The organism is Methylobacterium brachythecii (genome assembly GCF_014196345.1).
Lineage (GTDB): Bacteria > Pseudomonadota > Alphaproteobacteria > Rhizobiales > Beijerinckiaceae > Methylobacterium > Methylobacterium brachythecii.
The window spans coordinates 293,471-313,875 of sequence record NZ_JACIDN010000002.1; the positions used below are offsets into that span (position 1 = coordinate 293,471).

15 protein-coding genes are annotated in these 20,405 nt (G+C 66.7%); 9 read left to right on the forward strand and 6 right to left on the reverse strand.

Features of this window, described 5'->3' with window-relative positions:
• The first annotated feature begins 59 nt into the window (after positions 1 to 59).
• A complete protein-coding gene (lexA, locus tag GGR33_RS05415; protein WP_183502690.1) occupies positions 60 to 788 on the forward strand; it encodes a transcriptional repressor LexA in 729 nt (242 codons plus the stop codon).
• On the opposite strand, the gene GGR33_RS05420 is transcribed toward lexA, so the two are convergent.
• Positions 782 to 3,064 carry a ComEC/Rec2 family competence protein gene (locus GGR33_RS05420; protein ID WP_183502692.1) on the reverse strand — a complete coding sequence of 761 codons (2,283 nt, stop codon included), beginning with the start codon at positions 3,062 to 3,064 and terminating at the stop codon, positions 782 to 784. The genes lexA and GGR33_RS05420 overlap by 7 nt on opposite strands.
• Positions 3,065 to 3,232: 168 nt before the next feature.
• Between GGR33_RS05420 and gltX the strand changes: the two genes are divergently transcribed.
• The 5 genes from gltX (at position 3,233) to GGR33_RS05445 (ending at position 8,468) form a co-directional block, all read left to right on the forward strand.
• On the forward strand, positions 3,233 to 4,630 hold the full coding sequence (gltX, locus tag GGR33_RS05425) for a glutamate--tRNA ligase (RefSeq protein ID WP_183502694.1): 1,398 nt from the start codon (positions 3,233 to 3,235) through the stop codon (positions 4,628 to 4,630).
• 201 nt (positions 4,631 to 4,831) lie between these two features.
• Positions 4,832 to 6,121, forward strand: coding sequence for a citrate synthase (locus GGR33_RS05430; protein WP_183502696.1), 1,290 nt, complete (start codon positions 4,832 to 4,834; stop codon positions 6,119 to 6,121).
• Between the two features lie 94 nt (positions 6,122 to 6,215).
• Positions 6,216 to 6,707 carry a hypothetical protein gene (locus tag GGR33_RS05435; protein WP_306484219.1) on the forward strand — a complete coding sequence of 164 codons (492 nt, stop codon included), beginning with the start codon at positions 6,216 to 6,218 and terminating at the stop codon, positions 6,705 to 6,707.
• 290 nt (positions 6,708 to 6,997) lie between these two features.
• Positions 6,998 to 7,804 (forward strand): M15 family metallopeptidase, encoded by an 807-nt coding sequence (locus tag GGR33_RS05440; RefSeq protein WP_183502698.1) that lies wholly within the window; start codon positions 6,998 to 7,000, stop codon positions 7,802 to 7,804.
• Positions 7,805 to 8,063: 259 nt separating this feature from the next.
• Positions 8,064 to 8,468 carry a VOC family protein gene (locus GGR33_RS05445; protein ID WP_183502700.1) on the forward strand — a complete coding sequence of 135 codons (405 nt, stop codon included), beginning with the start codon at positions 8,064 to 8,066 and terminating at the stop codon, positions 8,466 to 8,468.
• A gap of 154 nt (positions 8,469 to 8,622) precedes the next feature.
• Here the strand turns inward: GGR33_RS05445 and dnaE are convergent, their stop codons facing one another.
• Positions 8,623 to 12,144, reverse strand: coding sequence for a DNA polymerase III subunit alpha (gene dnaE / locus GGR33_RS05450; RefSeq protein ID WP_183503541.1), 3,522 nt, complete (start codon positions 12,142 to 12,144; stop codon positions 8,623 to 8,625).
• 629 nt (positions 12,145 to 12,773) lie between these two features.
• Between dnaE and GGR33_RS05455 the strand changes: the two genes are divergently transcribed.
• The 3 genes from GGR33_RS05455 (at position 12,774) to GGR33_RS05465 (ending at position 14,832) form a co-directional block, all read left to right on the forward strand.
• Positions 12,774 to 13,529 (forward strand): hypothetical protein, encoded by a 756-nt coding sequence (locus GGR33_RS05455; protein WP_183502702.1) that lies wholly within the window; start codon positions 12,774 to 12,776, stop codon positions 13,527 to 13,529.
• Between the two features lie 95 nt (positions 13,530 to 13,624).
• Positions 13,625 to 14,218: a PAS domain-containing protein gene (locus GGR33_RS05460; protein WP_183502704.1), complete on the forward strand. Its 594-nt coding sequence runs from the start codon at positions 13,625 to 13,627 to the stop codon at positions 14,216 to 14,218.
• Between the two features lie 374 nt (positions 14,219 to 14,592).
• Entirely contained in the window at positions 14,593 to 14,832 is a 240-nt protein-coding gene (locus tag GGR33_RS05465; RefSeq protein ID WP_183502706.1) for a hypothetical protein, read from the forward strand.
• 66 nt (positions 14,833 to 14,898) lie between these two features.
• On the opposite strand, the gene GGR33_RS05470 is transcribed toward GGR33_RS05465, so the two are convergent.
• The 4 genes from GGR33_RS05470 to GGR33_RS05485 form a co-directional block, all read right to left on the reverse strand.
• Positions 14,899 to 15,609, reverse strand: a complete 711-nt coding sequence (locus GGR33_RS05470) for an ABC transporter ATP-binding protein (protein WP_183502708.1) — start codon at positions 15,607 to 15,609, stop codon at positions 14,899 to 14,901.
• 16 nt (positions 15,610 to 15,625) lie between these two features.
• Positions 15,626 to 16,930, reverse strand: coding sequence for a lipoprotein-releasing ABC transporter permease subunit (locus tag GGR33_RS05475; protein WP_183502710.1), 1,305 nt, complete (start codon positions 16,928 to 16,930; stop codon positions 15,626 to 15,628).
• A 306-nt stretch (positions 16,931 to 17,236) separates the two neighbouring features.
• The gene (proS, locus tag GGR33_RS05480; protein ID WP_183502712.1) at positions 17,237 to 18,562 is read right to left on the reverse strand and encodes a proline--tRNA ligase; all 1,326 of its coding nucleotides are present in this window, start codon (positions 18,560 to 18,562) and stop codon (positions 17,237 to 17,239) included.
• A gap of 435 nt (positions 18,563 to 18,997) precedes the next feature.
• The gene (locus GGR33_RS05485) at positions 18,998 to 20,329 is read right to left on the reverse strand and encodes a sugar MFS transporter (RefSeq protein ID WP_183502714.1); all 1,332 of its coding nucleotides are present in this window, start codon (positions 20,327 to 20,329) and stop codon (positions 18,998 to 19,000) included.
• Positions 20,330 to 20,405: the final 76 nt, after the last annotated feature.

Genomic DNA, 20,405 nt, shown 5'->3' on the forward strand with positions numbered 1-20,405 from the left:
TCGTGGTTTGTTTCTGCGGTCTCTCGCCCGGCGATCGCTCTCTCTCCCAGGTGGCTCGCATGTTGACGCGCAAGCAGCTTGAGCTGCTCCAGTTCATCCAGCAGAGATTGAGCGAGAGCGGGGTTCCCCCCTCCTTCGACGAGATGAAGGACGCGCTCGATCTGCGCTCGAAATCCGGCATTCACCGGCTGATCACCGCCCTGGAGGAACGCGGCTTCCTGCGCCGCCTGCCCAACCGGGCGCGGGCCATCGAGATCATCCGCATTCCCGAGGCCGTCGCCAGCCGTCCGCAGCCCGCGCTTCAGGCCGAGATCCGCCGGTTCACGCCGAGCGTGGTCGAGGGTGGCCGCGCCAAGGCCGCTCCGCCGAAGCCTGCGCAGACGCAGTACGCCAGCGAGGACGGTCGGTCGGTCATGGTACCGGTCATGGGCCGGATCGCCGCCGGTACGCCGATCTCGGCCATCCAGAACGAGAGCCATTCCGTCGCGATGTCGCCGGACTTCCTCGCCGGTGGCGAGCATTACGCGCTGGAAGTGCGTGGTGATTCGATGGTCGATGCGGGCATCCTGGACGGCGACCTCGTCGTCATCCGCAAGCAGGACACGGCCCAGACCGGCGACATCATCGTTGCGCTGATCGACGACGAGGAGGCGACCCTCAAACGCCTGCGCCGCCGCGGCTCCTCGATCGCGCTGGAAGCGGCGAACCCTGCCTACGAGACCCGAGTGCTCGGTCCCGACCGGGTGCAGATCCAGGGCAAGCTCGTCAGCCTCGTGCGACGTTACTGAAGCGGCTCGACGGGGGCGTCGTCGGCAGACGGTTCGGGCTCCTCGAACGGCTTCTTCGCCCAGGCGGCGAAGCCGGATGGCGGATCGACGGCGGCGGCGGCCGGCTTGTCCGGCGGCTTGACTTGGGAGGCCATTCGCCAGGGCGGTGGGGGCCCGGGTTTTCGAACCGTGGAGAGGACCGGCCCGGCGGGATCGAGCCGGATCGTCACCGCACCGTGCTCGGCAAGGAACTTTCTGTCGACGATCAGGGCAGATGCACAGCCCGGCGGAGCATCGCGGCGGCTGATCAGGATGTCGGCTCGGGCGCAGTCTTCGTGAAAGGCGCGCTTGTCCTTTGTCAGGGCGAGCGAGCGACCATCCACCGTGTGGATCGTGCAGCCGAGCCGGTCGCAATGCGCGCCCTCCCCTGCGGCCACTTGATCGGGACGCCGCCCGTCGCCATCCGCCTTGAGCCACTGCTCCAACACGAAATTCGGCGGCTTCCCCAGGACCGCGAGCCGGCCGTCGGCGCCGCGGACCGCGGCGCCCGCCCCCTCGCGATCGATGAAGACGTCGTAGCGCGTCGGTGCCGCGGCGAGCGCCAGCCCGCTCAGGGCCGGAAGCAGCGCCAGCCAGCGGAGGCGCGACACCGAGAGCGTCGCCACCAGCAGAGCACAGGCCAAGAGCGATAGCGCAGCCGGGCCGAAGGCGGGCACCACGAGGTTCGCCTGACCGAACCCGGCGATCCAGGTCGAGATCACCAGCATGCCCTTCACCGCCTGCCCCATCAGCCACCAGATCGGCTGATCGAGCGCGAAGGGATAAGCGAGGATGCCGACGACCGCCGATGGCATCACCACCAGCGAGACGAGCGGCAGGGTCAGCGCATTGCCGACGAGCCCGAAGGGCTGGACGGTCTGGAAATGGTACGTCGAGAACGGCGCCGTCGCGATCTGCGCGACGAGGGTCGTCGCCAACGTCCCGACCGCCGCGGTCATCACGAAGGACAGGCCACGCCCGATCCAGCCGCGCTTCTCGCCGGCGAACAGACGCGCGCTCAACAACGGCGAGCAAGCGATGAGCCCGGCGACGGCGCCGAAGGACATCTGAAAACTCGGGCCGAGCAGCGCCTCCGGCTCGCGGGCCAGCGCAATCATCGCGGCGAGCGCGAGGTTGCGCATGCTCAGCGCCGGGCGATCGACGAGGATCGCGCCGAGCATCACCAGGGTCATGATCCACGAGCGCTCTGCAGCGACGTCCCAGCCGGAGAACACGCAGTAGGCGGTGACGCCGACCATCGCTGCGCCTGCCGCAATCTTCTTGATCGGCCAGGTCAGCGCGAGGAGCGGCACGAGGGCCAGCAGCGCGCGCACCAGCCAGAACACCACTCCCGCGGCCAGCACCATGTGCAGACCGGAAATGGACACAACGTGATAGATCCCGGCCGCGCGCAGCACGTCGTTGGTCTGCGGCGAGATCAATCCGCGCTTTCCAGTGACCAGGGCGGCGGCGACCGCCCCGCCCTGCCCTCCCGTGGCGTCGGTGATGCGGCGGGTGAGCGCGTTGCGCGCGTCATCCACCGCGGCGGCGAGGCGCAGGCTCCAGGGCAGCCGCTCGGTGGAGGGGATCACGTCGATCCGGCCGGTCAGCGAGCCGACCGCGCCGATGCCGCGAAAATACGCGTCGCGAGCGAAGTCGTAGCCTCCGGGACGCGCGGCCTCGGGTGGGGGCAGCAGGCGGGCGCTGGCGCTGATCCGGTCGCCGGGCCGGATCGCCTGAGCCTTGCGGTACGACACGCGGACCCGCGTCGGCCGCGCGCCCTCCTCCAGGGAGCCGAGGGCGAGGACCTGCACGATCAGCCGCGCCCCCTGCTCTCGCTCGTCGAGCGCCTCAACGAGGCCCGTGAGCGGCGCGATCGTGGTGCGGGCGAGGATCGGGCTCGCCAGGCTGGCGACGCGATAGGCCGCGGCTGCGAAGCCGAGGAGGAAGGCGGCGATGCCAAGCGTCAGCGCGAGCGCCACCGGCCGGGCACGAAGGGCAGCCGTCGCGGCAAGGGCGAGCCCGGCACCCGCCAGCGGCGCGGCGAGGTTCGGCTGCCCCTGCGTTGCTGTGAGCTCGACGAGAATGCCGGCGCCGAAGGCCACTGCGAGCCACGGAAACAGCCGGCGCTGGCCGGCTTCGAAAGCAACGGCACCCGTGAAGCCGTCACGCAGCGCACCGAGGTCGAGCGAAGGCAGTCGGCCGGCGGCGCGGGCCGGGAGGCCACGTGTCGCCGCTGCCGAGCGCTCCCCCGCCATCGTTCGGTTCCATCGCGGCGCCGTGCGCAGGACCGCCTGACGTTTTCTTAACGCATCGGCTCGCCCGTGCTACAGGCCCCAACCGGATCGGGCTCCGGACCCCGCCGAACGGCGCGGTCGATCCACAGATCCTGCCGCTTCGCTCCCTCTCAGCAGTCAGCTTTCTCGATGCCGTCCAACGTCGTCACGCGTTTCGCGCCTTCGCCTACGGGCTACCTGCATATCGGCGGGGCGCGCACGGCCCTGTTCAATTGGCTCTATGCGCACCGCTTCGGCGGCCGGATGCTGCTGCGGATCGAGGACACCGATCGCGAGCGCTCCACGCAGGGCGCGATCGACGCGATCCTCGACGGCATGCGCTGGCTCGGCCTCGATTGGGACGGCGATCCGATCTTCCAGTTCTCCCGCGCCGAGCGCCATCGCGAAGCGGCAGAATCTTTGCTCGCCGCCGGCCATGCCTATCGCTGCTTCGCCAGCGCCGAAGAGCTCCAGCAGATGCGCGACCTGGCCCGCGCCGAGGGCCGCGCCCCGCGCTACGACGGCCGCTGGCGCGACCGCGACGCCTCCGAGGCGCCGGCCGGTGCCAAGTCCGTGATCCGCCTGCGTGCGCCGATCGAGGGCGAGACCACGGTCGAGGACGCGGTCCAGGGCCGTGTGACCTGGCAGAACAAGGATCTCGACGACCTCGTCCTGCTCCGCTCGGACGGCACGCCGACCTACATGCTCGCGGTCGTGGTCGACGATCACGACATGGGCGTCACCCAGATCATCCGTGGCGACGACCACCTCACCAACGCCGCCCGCCAGGCGCAGATCTACAAGGCGCTCGGCTGGGACGTGCCGGGAATGGCGCATATTCCCCTGATCCACGGGGCCGACGGCGCCAAGCTCTCGAAGCGCCACGGCGCGCTCGGCGTGGAGGCCTATCGCGACCTCGGCTACTTGCCGGCGGCGCTCCGCAACTACCTCGTCCGCCTCGGCTGGAGCCATGGCGACCAGGAGGTGTTTTCCACCGAGGAGATGGTGGCGGCCTTCGATCTCAAGGCAATCGGCCGCTCCCCGGCGCGGTTCGACTTCGCCAAGCTCGAGAACCTCAACGGCCGCTACATCCGCGAAAGCGGCGACGCGGAGCTCGCCGATGCCATCCAGCGCATCGTGCCAGAGCCGATGGCGCCGGAGCTTCGCGAAAAGCTGATCCTGTCGATGTCGGGGCTGAAGGAGCGCGCAAAGACGCTCGTCGAACTCATCGACAGCGCCTACTACCTCACCGCCGCGCGGCCGCTCGTCGTTGACGAGAAGGCGAAGGGGCTGCTCGGCGAGGAGGCCCGCGAGCGCCTGCGCCTCGTCGTTCCGGCTCTGGAGGCGCTCGTCGAGTGGACCGCGGGGAGCACCGAGGGCGAGATCCGCAAGTTCGCCGAAGCGCAGGGCCTGAAGCTCGGCCAGGTCGCGCAGCCCCTGCGTGCGGCGCTGACCGGCCGCACCACCTCGCCGCCGCTCTTCGACGTCATGGCCGTGCTCGGCCGAGATGAATCTCTGGCGCGCCTGCGCGACCAGATCGGGCAGTGACAATCTTCTCCGATCGTAAAGGTTTCGCACCGCAACAGACCAGCAGTACCGCCAGCCCCGTTGCTGGCCGCCGAGCGATCCGCTAACCGGGGTCTTCAGTGAGCAACTGCAGCATGGCTGCGGTTCCGCTTCTGTCTGGAACCGTCGCACCGTCGGCCTCCGGACCGGTGCTGCCCGTCGCGAGAAAGGGTCCGCGCGTCCATGAGCGTTTCCGCCAGCTCCATCACCGTCGACGGCAAGAACGTCGAACTCCCCGTCAAAACCGGCACGATCGGGCCGAGCGTCGTCGATATCGGCAAGCTCTACGGCCAGACCGGTGCCTTTACCTTCGATCCCGGATTTACCTCGACCGCCTCCTGCGAGTCGGCGATCACCTATATCGACGGTGACGAAGGAGTCCTTCTGTATCGCGGCTATCCGATCGAGCAGCTCGCCGAGCAGGGCGACTTCCTCGAGACCGCCTATCTGATGCTGTTCGGCGAGTTGCCGACCCCGGCCCAGAAGGCCGATTTCGACTACCGGGTCACGCGCCACACCATGGTGCACGACCAGATGAATCGCTTCTTCCAGGGCTTCCGCCGCGACGCGCACCCGATGGCGATCATGGTTGCCTGCGTCGGCGCGCTCTCGGCCTTCTATCACGACTCGACCGACATCTCGGACGAGAACCAGCGCATGATCGCGTCACTTCGCATGATCGCGAAGATGCCGACGCTGGCCGCGATGGCCTACAAGTACTCGATCGGCCAGCCCTTCGTGTATCCGAAGAACGACCTCGACTACACGTCGAACTTCCTGCGAATGTGCTTCGCGGTGCCGTGCGAGGAGTTCCAGGTCAACCCGACCTACGCTCGTGCGCTGGACAAGATCTTCATCCTGCACGCCGACCACGAGCAGAACGCCTCGACCTCGACGGTGCGTCTGGCCGGCTCCTCGGGCGCCAACCCCTTCGCCTGTATCGCGGCGGGCATCGCCTGCCTGTGGGGCCCGGCCCATGGCGGCGCCAACGAGGCGGCGCTGAAGATGCTGATGGAGATCGGCACGCCGGACAACGTCGCGAAATACGTCGCCAAGGCGAAGGACAAGAACGACCCCTTCCGCCTGATGGGCTTCGGCCACCGCGTCTACAAGAACTACGATCCTCGCGCACGCATCATGCAGAAGACCACGCATGAGGTGCTGAAGGAGCTGAACATCAAGGACGACCTGCTCGAGGTCGCCATCCAGCTCGAGAAGATCGCGCTCGAGGACGAGTACTTCATCGAGAAGAAGCTCTATCCGAACATCGACTTCTACTCGGGCATCACCCTGAAGGCGCTCGGCTTCCCAACCTCGATGTTCACGGTGCTGTTCGCTCTCGCCCGCACCACCGGCTGGATCGCCCAGTGGGCAGAGATGATCCAGGACCCCGCCCAGAAGATCGGCCGCCCCCGCCAGCTCTATGTCGGCCCGGCCCAGCGCGACTACGTGAATATCGGCCAGCGCGGCTGAGGCTGCGGACCCCAACGCGTCAGTCCGGGGCTCGCCAGAGGCGAGAACCCGGACTGACGGCGAGGGCGCATTGTCGAACCTGTGGACAGGCCCATTGGGCCGCATCGGTTGTGTCCAGCCCGCACTCATCACCCTGAACGAGCATGGCTACGCTTCGTTCTCGGAGGCGAGCGTCACGATGGGCACCAACCGGTCATCCGCGCGGATCGTGTTAGCTGCGTGCCTCGCCACCGTGTTGCTGCCGGCCGGCGGCTGCATGAAGGAGGCTACGGCGCCTGCCGCTGCTGCCGGCACCATGCGCGAACGCATCGCGGCCCTCGCCCTGCGACAGATCGATTTCGGTGCGATCTCGCTGATCCCGGTCCGCTTCGAGAAGAGCCGCATCGCCGGCCCGTTCGAGGATGGTGGTCGCAGCCTCTATTGCGTGACCAGCCACATGAAGGGCCGCAGCCTCGACAAGGCCGAGCGACCGAAGGCGGTGATCCGCGACGCGGGCGGCGTCCTGACGGTCCTCCGGGACGAAGACGAAGTCTGCGAAGGACACCGGACCGAGCCGTTCACGGAACTCGACTCCAAGGCGACGTGAGCGCCCGGAGCCAGGGACGATCGCACGGCGCCGACACGCGGCCACTCCCCCGCTCCTTCTCCCACCTAATCACCTCATCCTGAGGTGCGAAGCGCAGCGGAGCCTGAAAGAGGGCCCCAGGGATCGCAGTGGTATCTGGAGCCCTCCTTCGAGGCTCCGCTGCGCTGCGCACCTCAGGATGAGGGGTTTGATAGGGGGCAAGGATCAAGGCGGTGACGTCCATTGCCTGAGAGGCGAGAAGCGCTGCGTAATGCGCGCGTGTCGATGACAGGCGAGCCGGAGCAGGTGAAATGATCACGACCCGACATCACCTCCGCCTCGGCCAGGCGATCACCCTCCTCTGCGCGATCACGCTCGCCTCCGAGCGGGCCCTCGCCGCTCCCGAACCCTCACCCTCCGCCGAGGCCCTGCTACGCGCCTATCCCGATCATCTCAGCCGCATCGAGGGCAACGACCTCGTCTGGCGCGACGGCACGCGCATGCCGATCTCGGATGGGCGCAGCACCAAGGATTTCGACACGCTCCTCGACCATGCCGATATCGACGACATGCTGCTGATGCCCTATCGGCCCGGCCCGCCGAGCGGCGCTCCCGCGCTCAACGAGGATCCGGGCCGGGTCCGCTACGAGCCGTTCTTCTCGAAGATGTATGGCGATTGCCGCAAGGGCGGCGTCACCGCGCATCTGCGCGAGATCAAGTGGCTGCCGCAATGGGGCGGCGGCACCCTCAAGATCACCACCGTCAACGGCGTCGCTGACCGGCTCGAAGCAGTCGGCCGCGATCTGGCGAAGCTGCCGGAAAGCTTCAAGAAATACCTCGTGCCCGCCGCAGGCACCTTCAATTGCCGCCTGATCGCCGGGACCGAGCGGCGCAGCATGCACGCCTACGCCGCCGCAATCGACATCAATACCGGCTTCACGAATTACTGGCTTTGGGCGAAGGCCGGCGGGGGCACCATTCCCTACGTGAACCGCATCCCGTTCGAGATCGTGAAGATCTTCGAGGACCACGGCTTCGTCTGGGGCGGCAAGTGGTACCACTACGATACGATGCACTTCGAATACCGGCCGGAGCTCCTGGGCCGCCGGGGGGATTGAGCGCGCGGGACCGCCTGTCTGTCCGCCACCCAGACACCTCCCACCCAATCCCCTCATCCTGAGGTGCGCAGCGAAGCGAAGCCTCGAAGGAGCCCTCCAGCCAGCCGCGCGATCCCTGGAGCCCTCCTTCGAGGCTTCGCTCCGCTGCGCACCTCAGGATGAGGGTGCGGGTGGGGTCACGGAGACGGGCTCCCCTACCCAGCTGCCGGCCACGGCCCTACTTCCGCGCTCACGCCACCACAAAAACCCGGACACGCGCATGACCGACACGCCGAAGCTGATCCATTCCATGATCCGCATCCGCGACGAGGCGCGCTCGCTCGATTTCTACCGCAAGGCCTTCGGGCTCGAGATCGCCGACCGGCTCGACTTCGAAACCTTCACCCTGATCTACCTGTCGAACGCGGCCTCCGGCTTCGAGCTGGAGCTGACGGTCAACAAGAGCCAGAGCGAGGCCTACGACCTCGGCAACGGCTACGGCCACATCGCCTTCTCGGTCGCCGACCTCGACGCCACGCATGAGCGGATCAAGGCCGCTGGCCTGGCGCCGAAGGACATCAAGGAACTCGCCCATTCCAGCGGCGGCAAGGCCCGGTTCTTCTTCATCGAGGACCCGGACGGCTACAAGATCGAGGTGTTGCAGCGCGGGTGGCGGTTTTTGTAGCCACCCCCGTCATTCCGGGGCTCGCGAAGCGAGAACCCGGAACCCACCCGTGATGAGACGCCGCGGCCAGTCGCCGAGGCCAGTCGTGGATTCCGGTTTCCGCTGCGCGGCCCCGGAATGACGGTGGTGGTGTGAAGAGACGCGGGCATCGGCCCTAACTCACCTCCACCTGCACCACCCCCGGCACTGCCCTGAGCGCCCCAGCCACCTGCGGCCCGGCCTGATACTTCCCCTCCAGCTTCACCTCGACCTCGCGCTCGCCGTTGTCGAGGATGAGGATCAGCGAGACCTCGCCCTCGCCGCGCAGCGACAGCCGCTGTTTCACCGAGTGCAAGGCACGGTCGTCGCGTAAAAAGATGCGCATGCCCTTCTGGTGCTTGGAGACCGCCGCATCGAGGGGCTCGGCGGTGGTGATGCGGGCGCGGACGTCCTCGCCTTCGAGGTTGGCCTGGAGCGTCAGCACCAGCGGTTTTCCGGGCTCCAGGATGTCCCGGTACTGGATCAGCCCCTCCTGGAAGATGATCGCCTCGAAATGGCCGGTGCGGTCCGAGAGCGTGACGATGCCCATCTTGTTGCCGCTCTTGGTGCGGCGCTCGGCGCGGTCGAGCACCGAGGCGGCGACCTTGCCGAAGCCGCCGCCATTGGCGCGCACCGAAGCGCAGAAGTCCGACCAGCTCTGGACGCGCAGCTTCTGGAGGAGGTCGCTATACTCGTCGAGCGGGTGGCCCGAGAGGAAGAAGCCGATCGCGTCGTATTCGCGCTTGAGCGTGTCCGACATCGGCCAGAGTTCGTGGCTCGGGATGCGCAGCTCCACGCCGGTCGCCGCGACGCCGCCGAACATGTCCTCGATGCCGGTGCTCTCGGCCTCGGCGGCGCCCTGCGCCATCTTCATCATCGGCTCGACGGCGGCCCAGGCATGGGAGCGGTCCGGCTCGATGCAGTCGAGCGCGCCGGCGGCGATCAGCGCCTCCAGGGTGCGCTTGTTGACGTGGCGCGGATTCATGCGCCGGGCGAGGCAGGCGAGATCCTTGAACGGCGTGTCGCCCCGCGCCTCGACCAGGGATTCCACGGCCGCGCGGCCGACGCCCTTGATCGCGGCGAGCGCGTAATAGATCCGGCCCTCGCGTACCTCGAAGGTCACGCCGGACTCATTGATCGAAGGCGGCACCACGGTGATCTTGAGCCGCTGCGCGTCCTGCCGGAACTCGGCGAGCTTATCGGTGACGTCCATGTCGAGGTTCATCGCCGCGGCGAGGAACTCGACCGGGTGGTTCGCCTTGAGGTAGCCGGTCTGGTAGGTCAGCAGCGCGTAGGCCGCCGCGTGGCTCTTGTTGAAGCCGTAATCGGCGAACTTGGCCAAGAGGTCGAAGATCTCGTTGGCCTTGGCCTTGGTCAGCTCGCGCTCGATGCAGCCCTTCACGAAACGCTCGCGCTGGGCGTCCATCTCCGCGCGAATCTTCTTGCCCATGGCGCGGCGGAGCATGTCGGCCTCGCCGAGCGAATAGCCGGCGAGCACCTTGGCGATCTCCATCACCTGCTCTTGGTAGACGATGATGCCGAAGGTCTCCTTCAGCACCGGTGCGATCTTTTCGTGTGGGTACCAGGCCTTCTCGTTGCCGGCATCGCGCCCGAGCTTGCGCTCGCAATAGACCGGGATATTGGCCATCGGGCCCGGCCGGTAGAGGGCGACGAGGGCGATGATGTCCTCGAACCGGTCGGCCTGCATCTCGACCAGCGCCTTGCGCATGCCGGCGGATTCCACCTGGAACACGCCGACCGTCTCGCCCCGGCCCATCGGCACGTAGGTGCCGGGATCGTCGAGCGGCAGGGAGGCGAGGTCGATATGGATGTCGCGCTGCTTGAGCAGATCGGTGCAGCAGCGCAGCATCGTCAGGGTCTTCAGGCCCAAAAAGTCGAACTTCACGAGGCCGGCGGCCTCGACCCATTTCATGTTGAACTGGGTGACCCGCATGCCGGTCTTCGGGTCTCGATAGAGCGGGACGAGCTGCTCCAGCGGCCGGTCGCCGATCACCACGCCGGCGGCGTGGGTCGAGGCGTGACGGTGCAGGCCCTCGAGCTTCTTCGAGATCTCCATGAGGCGGCCGACGATCGGCTCCTCCTCGATCGCCTGCTGCAGCTTCGGCTCGCCCTCGATCGCCTGGGTCAGCGTCACCGGGTTGGCCGGGTTCTGCGGGACGAGCTTCGTGAGCTTGTCGACCTGGCCGTAGGGCATCTCCAGCACGCGGCCGACGTCGCGCAGCACGCCGCGCGCCTGGAGGGTACCGAAGGTGATGATCTGCGCGACCTGGGCCTCGCCGTAGCGCTCCTGCACGTAGTTGATCACGCGCTCGCGGCCGTCGACGCAGAAATCGATGTCGAAGTCCGGCATCGAGACGCGCTCGGGGTTGAGGAAGCGCTCGAAGAGCAGGCCAAACCGCAGCGGGTCGAGATCGGTGATGAGCAGCGACCAGGCCACGACCGAGCCGGCGCCCGAGCCGCGGCCCGGCCCGACCGGGATGTCGTGGTCCTTGGCCCACTTGATGAAGTCGGAGACGATCAGGAAGTAGCCCGGAAACTTCATCCGGGTGATGACGTCGAGCTCGAAGGCAAGGCGCGTGCGGTAGTCGTCCTCGGAGGAATCGGGCGCGGTGCCGTGCTGCTTCAGTCGCAGTTCGAGCCCGGCCTCGGCCTGCCGGCGCAGCTCGGTCGGCTCGTCGGCGGCGATCTCTTGGGGAGCGCCGTTCGTGGCGTCTGCCAGCACATCCGCCATCGGCGCCGTCTCGCCGGCCGCGACGCGGGAGAAGTTGGGTAGGATCGGCTTCTGCGTCCGCACCCGGACGGCGCAGCGCATGGCGATCTCGACGGTCGCCGTGAGCGCATCGGGCAAGTCCGCAAACAGCGCCTTCATGTCCTCGCGCGACAGGAAGGCGTGTTTCGGCGTCAACCGGCGGCGGCGCTCGTCCGAGACCAGACGCCCCTCGGCGATGGCGAGCAGCGCATCGTGTGCGTCGAAATCGCCGGATTTCGAGAAGAACGGCTCGTTGGCCGCGACCAATCCGAGGCCGTGCCGGTCGGCCAGCCCGATCAGCTCGCGCTCGATGGCGCGCTCGTCGCCGAGGCCGTGACGCTGTAGCTCTACATAGAGATTGTCCTCGCCGAAGGCCTCCTTGAGCAGGCCGAGCCGGCGCAGGGCGAGATCCGACTTACCGAGGCGCAGGGCGGAGTCGAGCGGGCCAGTGCCGCCGCCGGTCAATGCAATCAATCCGGCGCCGGACTCGCGCAGGGCCTCGGCCATGACGCGCGGCGGCTCGCCGAGCGGCACATCGAAATAAGCGCGGCTCGCCAGTCGCAGCAGGTTGCCATAGCCGGTCGCGTCCTGCGCGAGCAGGACGACGTTGCCCATGCCGGCGGTCGAGCCGCGCACCTTCGGGTCCGGCTCTTCGAAGCAGACCGTGAGCTGCATCCCCGCGATCGGCTGCAGCCCCGATCCGGCGGCCTTCTCCGAGAATTCGAGCGCGCCGAACAGATTGTTGGTGTCGGTGAGCGCGAGGGCCGGCTGCCGGTCGGCCACCGCCGCCATCACCAGATCTCCGACCTTCAGGGCACCTTCGAGGAGGGAATAGGAGGAATGGACATGGAGGTGGACGAAGCCGACCTCCTTCAACACGCGCGCCATGAGATGCCTTCGTTGCGGCCCGACACCATCGGCGAGTCTCCGGCCCGGGTCGAGGCTGGCGCGCATGACGGCGGCGATATCCACCGCGCGTGCCTCGCCCGCATCAGGTCTCGGCCGGGAGCGCGATCGCATTCCGCTGTGGATGGATCGCCGGTCGAGGCTGCTGGAAACCTTCGGTCAGTGGATCGGGGTCAAGGCTACGGCCCAGAGACCGATCGCTCCCGAGAAGAGGCCGAACGCCGTGAACTCGACCAGGCTGGTGAGAAGTGTGTTCCGGATCATGACTGCGCCTGCTCCCGTTTGATGGGGCAATCTTTGTTCTTGTTTTGTTCTGTGTAAAGCCTGTGGGCGACGCGATGTCAGGCTGTGGTTAACGGCAGCGGTGCCGATCGATCCGTGAGTGGTGATGATTTGGATGCCGATATCCGCCGACATCGCGGCGGTGCTCAACAACAAGGCAGTCTTCGCCTGGACGCTCCCACGCGGAATACAGGAATGCCTTTGCAAACACGTTCTCGGACAATGTCCAATCCCGCGATCGCCAAAGAAAAAGCGCCATCGCCGCGATGTGGCCAGCAGACTGGACTCCGCCGCCCGTTGACCTTACGATTTCAACAAATGTTAATCTTATGTTTCTTTTGCGCCGCTTTCCGTCTTTGGTTCGATCAATCGATCGCCTGCTGCTGACGTTGCGCATTGATCATCTCACGGCCAGCGCCAAATACTGGCAGGCTTCAAAGTTGCCAACTCATTCGGTTGCGTCGTGCAGCCATGCCATGAACCAGCCGTGTGAGGTCGACGTCTCGCCGAACGATGCCGCTGGGTCTGGACGCTTGGGAAACGGCCGTCACATGTTCGATATCGAGAACCGAAGCGCTCCGCCCATCGCGAAGTCCGACGTCTTGGCGACCCACAGGGTTGGCACCTGGCAATGGGACATCGTGGATGACCGCGTCACCTGTGATGTCACGAATGCAGGCTTGCTCGGGCTCACGCAGGAGGAAGCGAAGCGAGGCGTCCGGTTGGAACGGGTCATGCAGGCCGTGCATCCGGACGACCGCGAGCTCTTCAGGACGACTACCGCGCCGGCGCGGCAGGTAGCGGGAACGGTCGATCTCGTCATCCGCACCGCGCCGGCCCCTGGTGTCATCCGGCATGTGAACGTGCGAGGCCGGTACGAGCCGGATGAGTACGGTGTGATGGCTCGTGGCTATGGGCTCCTGATTGATCTGACGAGCGCGCCGTCCGTCGCGGCTGGAACGGCGCGAGCGGTTCCCTCGGCGTCAGACGATCCGGTGCAGCTTTCTGCCGGGCTCGGCCCGTCGGATGGTCGCCGGCAGCTGCACGTTCCGGCTTCGTACGCTGCTCGACATGGTCCTGCTTGAATACGGGCAGATCCACGGCCGCAACGACAGATAGCGTCGCGGCGCCTGCAGACTTACGGTCCGGTACGTCGCACGAGCGACAGAAAGCGTCCCTCATGGCAACCATCCTCAAACCCGCGAGAGCGGTCGATCAGGCTCTCGAATCCGCTCTCAACGCATGCGGCTTCGTCGGCACGTGGGAGACCGATCTCGAAACGAGCACGGTCTATCCGTCCGGAGCCTTCACCGCCCTGATCGGCGTGAACGAAGAGGCAGCGCGCGCAGGCATCTCCCTGAACACCTTCTTGGAAGGCGTTCATCCCAGCGACCGGGAGCGGGTCCATAAGGCCGTGAAGGTCGCGCACACCACTGCCGGGCGCTTCGAATCCGAATTCCGCATGATCGGCGGCACCAGTTCCTATCGGTGGGTGGCCGCCCGCGGACAAGTCGAGAAGGACGCGCAGGGTCGGGGCTTCCGATGCCTCGGCGTGGCGGTCGACGTCACGGATACGCGGGACGCCGAACGCCCTCGCGGCGAGGATGCCATCAAGATCGTCAATCACCTGATCGATGCGATGATGGCCGCGAGGACCTCGATCGGCTCGCTCGGCACGCCGATCCTCAAGAACATGATCGACATGTTGCTCATCGAGTTGCAGCGCGAACTGCAGCACCGGACGCTGCCGGAGGGCAATCGCCGGCTCCAATAGTCACGACAGGCACCACGGAAACGCTGACGTTTGGGCGCAGACCCTCGCGCATTCGCCAATTCACCGGCGGAATATTTTATTCCTTATCAGCCCGAACTCCGATATTCTTAGCAAGCAGTCGGCAGTGTGTCGCCAACCGACGTGTATCGGCGCCGCATGCGATCGTCCCGACATGGTGCGGGAGGGTCGCCAGCATTCGCGAAGACACGATCGACGGCCCCGGCCGTGGCAAGCGTAGCGATCGTTCTCCACGCGCGCATTTCGGGGGACGGTCGTCCGACTGCTCACGATATAGGCAGCGTAGCCGCTAGCGTTTCGGTTGCACAAGATTGAATTTCAGGCAATTGCGATCGCCCGTTGTGTAGGAGTTCCGAATGACCGGTGGGAACGGCAAGACCTCACTCGATCGGATCGTGCGCTCGGACTGGGCGCGCGGTGAACGCGATGGCCTGAGCATCGGGCCGATCGCTGCGAATGACGGCGACATGGCCTTCTCGCAGGACGCGCGGATGACCCACGAACTCGTCTCGCTGTTCCTGTCTATCGAGGATCAGGACGCGCGCGCTCGGTGTCTGGCCTTCGTGCGCGAACAGGCCGAAGGCGGCCTGGAGTGACCCCGGTCGTCGGTTAGCCGACGGATTCTTTCGCTGAGGCGCACAAGAGGCCGGGCGCGCCCGCCGTCAGTCCATCTGCTCGATCAGACCGTCCCGAATCGTTACCCGGCGGTCCATGCGCGAGGCGAGATCCATGTTGTGGGTCGCGATCAGCGCGGCGAGGCCCGAGGCCCGCACCAGCGATAACAGAATTCCAAAAACGTGACCGGCAGTATGCGGGTCGAGGTTTCCGGTCGGCTCGTCGGCCAGCAGCAGGCGCGGTCCGTTGGCCACTGCGCGGGCGATGGCGACGCGTTGCTGCTCGCCGCCCGAGAGCTCAGCCGGACGGTGGGTCATGCGTTCGCCGAGGCCGAGGAAGCTGAGGAGTTCGGCCGCGCGCGCCCGCGCCTCGCCGCGCCCGAGACCGCGGATGAGCTGGGGCATCACCACGTTCTCCTGCGCCGAGAACTCGGGCAGTAGGTGGTGGAACTGGTAGACGAAGCCCATCTCCTCGCGCCGGATGCGCGTGCGCTCCGCATCCGACATCGCCGAGGTCGGGCGGCCGCCGATGAAGACTTCGCCGCCATCCGGCCGCTCGAGCAACCCGGCAACGTGTAGCAGCGTCGACTTGCCGGTGCCCGACGGCGCCACGAGAGCGACCAGCTCTCCAGGCCAGATCGCTAGGTCGGCACCCCGGAGAATCTCGAGCGCGCCCTTGGCCTGCGTGTAGCGGCGCTCGACGCGCGCGAAGAACAGTGCTGGCACCGGCTGCGTGCCGGCTGCCCCTTCGGTGGCCATCGTCGTTGGTCCGTGTTCAGCCATACCGCAGCGCCTGCACCGGATCGAGCCGCGCGGCGCGCCAGGAAGGATAGAGGGTCGCCGCCAACGCCAGCGCGATCGAGGTCAGCACGATCGTCGTCACCTCGCCGGTGTTCATCTCGGCCGGGATCTCGGCGAGGAAGCGCACCGTCGGGTCCCAGGCGCTCGGAAACAGCGTGCGCTGGATTGGCTTGATGTTCAGCGTGAAGACCACGCCGAGCACCAGCCCCGCCAGACTACCGACGATGCCGATCAGCGCGCCGTTCAGCAGGAACACCCGCATGATCGTGCCGGGCGTCGCGCCCATGGTGCGCAGGATGGCAATGTCGCTCGACTTGTCTTTCACCAAGAGGATCAGGCCGGAGACGATGTTCAGCGTCGCCACGATGACGATGAGGTTGAGGATCAGGAACATCACGTTCCGCTCGACCTCGAGCGCGCCGAAGAAGGTCTTGTTGCGTTGGCGCCAGTCGGTGAGCAGGACAGGCCGCTCGGCCGCCATCTCCAAGTCGCCACGCAGTTCCCCGACGGAATCCGCGTTGTCGAGATAGATCTCGATATGGCTGACGTCGCCCTCGCGGTTGAAGAAGGCTTGGGATTCGGTCAGCGGCATGAAGACGAAGGTCTGGTCAAACTCGGTCATGCCGATCTCGAACACCGCCTTCACCGTGTACGTCTTCTGGCGCGGCGCCGTACCGAACGGCGTGGTCGCGCCTTTCGGGGTCGAGAGGGTGATCTGATCGCCCGATTGCAGGCCGAGGCTGTCGGCGAGGCGTGCGCCGATGGCGACGCCGGTGCCGTCGTCGAAGCCTTGCAGCGTGCCGCTCTTCAGGCTCTTCGAGACGGTGGCGATCTTATCGAGGTCCACTGCGCGCACGCCGCGTACCAGCACCCCGCTGCCGCCATAGGGCGACGAGGCGAAGGCCTGCCCCTCAACGAGCGGAATGGCGGAGCGCACGCCGGCGACCTTCTCCAAGCGGTCGGCGAGGTCGCCGTAGTCGGTGAGCGCACGATCGATCGGCGTGACGAAGACGTGGCCGTTGAGCCCGACGATCTTCGAGAGCAGCTCCGAGCGGAAACCGTTCATCACCGAGAGCACGATGATGAGGTTGGCGACGCCGAGCGCGATGCCGATCACCGAGAACAGGGCCACGACGGAGACACCGCCGCCGCGGCGGCGCGCGCGCAGGTAGCGCAATGCGATCATCCACTCGAAGCCGGAGAACGGCAGCGTGGCGCCGGACCGCAACCCGCCCGCGAAGCGCTTGGCCCGGTCGGCGAGGCCTGTCACCCCTCCCATCGTCAATCCCGCCACGTGATGATCCGCCTCACACCGGCACTCCTAAGGCCGTCCGCACGCGCTCGTCGACGATCTGCGACACGATCCAGGACAGGCAAAACCCTGCAAGATTAAGGCGCGTACTCAAATCGCTCGTATCTGAGTCACGAAACACACCCTTCTTCCCGGACACCTGCAGCGAAGCGGAAGGTGATCCGGGACCCAAGGATGGACGTGCCGCGCAGCGGCTCTGAATCTCAGACCATCGGCCACCAGACTGACCGCTGCAGTGCGCCCGGGAAGGGGCCGGCACCGTCGCAGAAAGTGTCAGAGCCGCTTAAGCCGCGAGACCAGGTCGACCGGTGCGATCAGCTCGCGCTCGCCGCTGGCGCGGCGTTTAAGCTCGACCTTGCCGTCGGCGAGGCCCTTCGGCCCGACGATCACCTGCCAGGGCAGGCCAATCAGATCGGCGGTGGCGAACTTCGCTCCGGGGCGATCGTCGCGGTCGTCGTAGAGCACGCTAAGTCCGGCGCCCTGGAGATTGCTCTCGATCTCGGCGCAGGCGGCATCGACCGCGGCATCGCCGACCTTGAGGTTGATCAGGGCGACGTCGAAGGGCGCGACGGAATCCGGCCAGATGATGCCGGCCTCGTCGTGGCTGGCCTCGATGATCGCGGGCACCAGCCGGCTCGGGCCGATGCCGTAGGAGCCCATATGCACGGGCACCTCCTTGCCGTCCGGGCCGGTGACGACGGCCTTCATCGGCTCGGAATACTTGGTGCCGAAATAGAAGATGTGCCCGACCTCGATGCCGCGGGCCGACATGCGCGCCTCCTCCGGCACCTCGGCGAAGACCGCCTCGTCGTGCATCTCGTCGGTGGCCGCGTAATGCGAGGTCCAGGAATCCACCGTGCCCTGCAGACCGGCAATGTCGTCGAAATCGACGTTTACCGCCGGGATCTCGAAATCGAGATAGGCGCGGTCGCAGAACACCTCGCTCTCGCCGGTCTGGGCGAGGATGATGAATTCGTGGCTGAGATCGCCACCGATTGGACCGGTATCGGCGCGCATCGGGATGGCGCGCAGGCCCATCGCGGCGAAGGTGCGCAGGTAGGCGACGAACATCTTGTTGTAGGCGTGCCGGGCGCCGGCCTGATCGAGATCGAAGGAATAGGCGTCCTTCATCAGGAATTCGCGCGAGCGCATGGTGCCGAAACGCGGACGCACCTCGTCGCGGAACTTCCAGGAAAGCTGGTAGAGGTTCTTGGGCAGGTCCTTGTAGGAGCGCGCGCTCGCCCGGAAGATCTCGGTGACGACTTCTTCCGCCGTGGGGCCGTACAGGATCTCGCGATCGTGCCGGTCCTTGATGCGCAGCATCTCCTTGCCATACGCCTCGTAGCGGCCGGATTCGCGCCAGAGATCGGCCGACTGGATCGTCGGCATCAGGATCTCGATGGCGCCGGAGCGGTTCTGTTCCTCGCGGATGATGGCGCAGACGCGCTCCAGCACGCGCAGGCCGAGCGGCAACCAGGCATAGATCCCGGCAGCCTCCTGGCGGATCAGGCCGGCCCGCAGCATCAACCTGTGGGAGACGATCTCGGCTTCCTTGGGTGTCTCGCGCAGCGTCGGCAGGAAGTAACGTGTCAGACGCATCGAAGGCCTATGCTGAGCGGGCGCGGCGCCGGGCGGACCCCGATACGCGCGAGCGCACACAACACATTGCACCCTGAAAAGACAAGCGTTCTCCGGTTTCGGACGGGGCGGACCCCCGAATGAAACCGCTTGGACGCGATCGATCCCGCGGGCCGGCCCTCATCGAGCCGGAGCAGACTGTCGCAGTTTGAGCAAAAAAACGCAGCATAACGCTCTACCCCCCGTGACAGATGGAAATGTTCTTCCTATAAGCACCGCCGTGATGGTCGCCGCCCTACTTGTGGCAGCGCACGGTCCGAGTCTCGGGAGGAACAAACAGCCGCCACGTCGCTAGAAGAACGTGAGAAAATATAGGCTGTAATACTTTATACTGCTCAAAAGCAAGGCTCAGTGCCTTGCTTTTTTATTTGGCGCATACGGCCGGCATCTTCCCGATCAGACTGCCAGCGCTTTTTCTCCGCCACGCTCGCCGGCCGTCTCGGCGCGGAGGTTGGCGAAGGCGTAGCCGGCAATGCAGAGATAGCAGGCGACCGGGGCGAACAAAGCCAGGCCGAGCCCGATATGGTCGGCCAGGAAGCCGGTCACCACCGGCACCACCGCGCCTCCGACGATCGCCACACAGACGATGCCCGCGCCCTGTGCCGTGCGCTTGCCGAGGCCGTCGATGGCCATGGCGAAGATCGTCGGGAACATGATCGAGTTGGCGAGGCCGACTGCGATCAACGTAACCGCGGCGAGGGTGCCGTGCGACAGGCCGGAGACCGTCGCGAACGTGCCGGCGGCGACGGCGCAGCAGCCGAGGATCAGCCCGGCTCGGGCATAACGCAGCACGATGCTGCCGATGACTCGGCCCACGAGGGCGCCGCCCCAATAGAAGCTCAGCAGCTTGCCGGCATGCTCTGGCGTTGCGCCCAGCACCTGCGGCTGCTCGAGATAGCTCACCATCAGCGTGCCGATGGAAACCTCGGCGCCGACATAGAGGAAGATCGCGAGCGCCCCGAGGGCGAGCTTCGGGCGCTTGAGCAGGTCGAGCCCGAGACCGCGGGTCTCCGGCTCGACGCTGGACCGCTTGGATTCCGTCACCCAGGAACGCACGATCCAGAAGAAGATCGCCAGGGCACCGAGCCCGGCCGCGATCACCAGGAACGGCGTCTGCAGCACGGCTGCCTCGGCCTGGCGCGCGGCGGCCAACGCCTCGGCGGAGAGGCTCGCGGGGTCCTTCACCTCAGGCACGTGCGAGAGGATCGCCCAGGCGCCGATCACCGGCCCGACCGTGGTGCCGAGCGAGTTGAAAGTCTGCGCCAGGGTCAGCCGGCTCGGGGCCTGCGCGGCGGGGCCGAGCTTGGTCACGAGCGGGTTCGCCGCGACCTGGAGGATCGCGATCCCCGAGGCCATCACGAAGAGCGCGAGCAGGAAGATCGGAAATAGCCCCATGCGGGCGGCCGGCGCGAAGAGCAGGCAGCCGCAGGCCATGACGAGCAGCCCGACCACGAGGCCGCGCATGTAGCCGATCCGCCCCACCAGCACGCCGGCCGGCAGCGAGATCACCGCATAGGCGAAGAAGAAGCAGAACTGCGTCAGCGTCGCCTGAGTGTAGCTGAGATCGAACAGGCTCTTCAGCTTCGGCGTGACGATGTCGACGAGGACGGTGGCAAGGCCCCAGGTGAAGAACAGGGCCAGCATGCAGGGCAGCAGATAATGGTGGCCGACGCTGCCTTCGGACTCGTCCCCGGCAGGCGTGCTCGCGGCACCCGGCATCGCGGCCATGTTCGTCTCCCTGAGCGCGGCCGCATTCTCCCGCAGGGGGGCGCAGCCGTCACCCAAAGTGTCGAAGCCGGCGACA

Bases quoted from the DNA above. Each gene is read 5' to 3' on its own strand.
- lexA (WP_183502690.1), top strand. From the start codon at position 60: ATGTTGACGCGCAAGCAGCTTGAGCTGCTCCAGTTCATCCAGCAGAGA.
- GGR33_RS05420 (WP_183502692.1), bottom strand. From the start codon at position 3,064: ATGGCGGGGGAGCGCTCGGCAGCGGCGACACGTGGCCTCCCGGCCCGC.
- gltX (WP_183502694.1), top strand. From the start codon at position 3,233: ATGCCGTCCAACGTCGTCACGCGTTTCGCGCCTTCGCCTACGGGCTAC.
- GGR33_RS05430 (WP_183502696.1), top strand. From the start codon at position 4,832: ATGAGCGTTTCCGCCAGCTCCATCACCGTCGACGGCAAGAACGTCGAA.
- GGR33_RS05440 (WP_183502698.1), top strand. From the start codon at position 6,998: ATGATCACGACCCGACATCACCTCCGCCTCGGCCAGGCGATCACCCTC.
- GGR33_RS05445 (WP_183502700.1), top strand. From the start codon at position 8,064: ATGACCGACACGCCGAAGCTGATCCATTCCATGATCCGCATCCGCGAC.
- dnaE (WP_183503541.1), bottom strand. From the start codon at position 12,144: ATGGCGCGCGTGTTGAAGGAGGTCGGCTTCGTCCACCTCCATGTCCAT.
- GGR33_RS05455 (WP_183502702.1), top strand. From the start codon at position 12,774: ATGTTTCTTTTGCGCCGCTTTCCGTCTTTGGTTCGATCAATCGATCGC.
- GGR33_RS05460 (WP_183502704.1), top strand. From the start codon at position 13,625: ATGGCAACCATCCTCAAACCCGCGAGAGCGGTCGATCAGGCTCTCGAA.
- GGR33_RS05465 (WP_183502706.1), top strand. From the start codon at position 14,593: ATGACCGGTGGGAACGGCAAGACCTCACTCGATCGGATCGTGCGCTCG.
- GGR33_RS05470 (WP_183502708.1), bottom strand. From the start codon at position 15,609: ATGGCCACCGAAGGGGCAGCCGGCACGCAGCCGGTGCCAGCACTGTTC.
- GGR33_RS05475 (WP_183502710.1), bottom strand. From the start codon at position 16,930: ATGGGAGGGGTGACAGGCCTCGCCGACCGGGCCAAGCGCTTCGCGGGC.
- proS (WP_183502712.1), bottom strand. From the start codon at position 18,562: ATGCGTCTGACACGTTACTTCCTGCCGACGCTGCGCGAGACACCCAAG.
- GGR33_RS05485 (WP_183502714.1), bottom strand. From the start codon at position 20,329: ATGGCCGCGATGCCGGGTGCCGCGAGCACGCCTGCCGGGGACGAGTCC.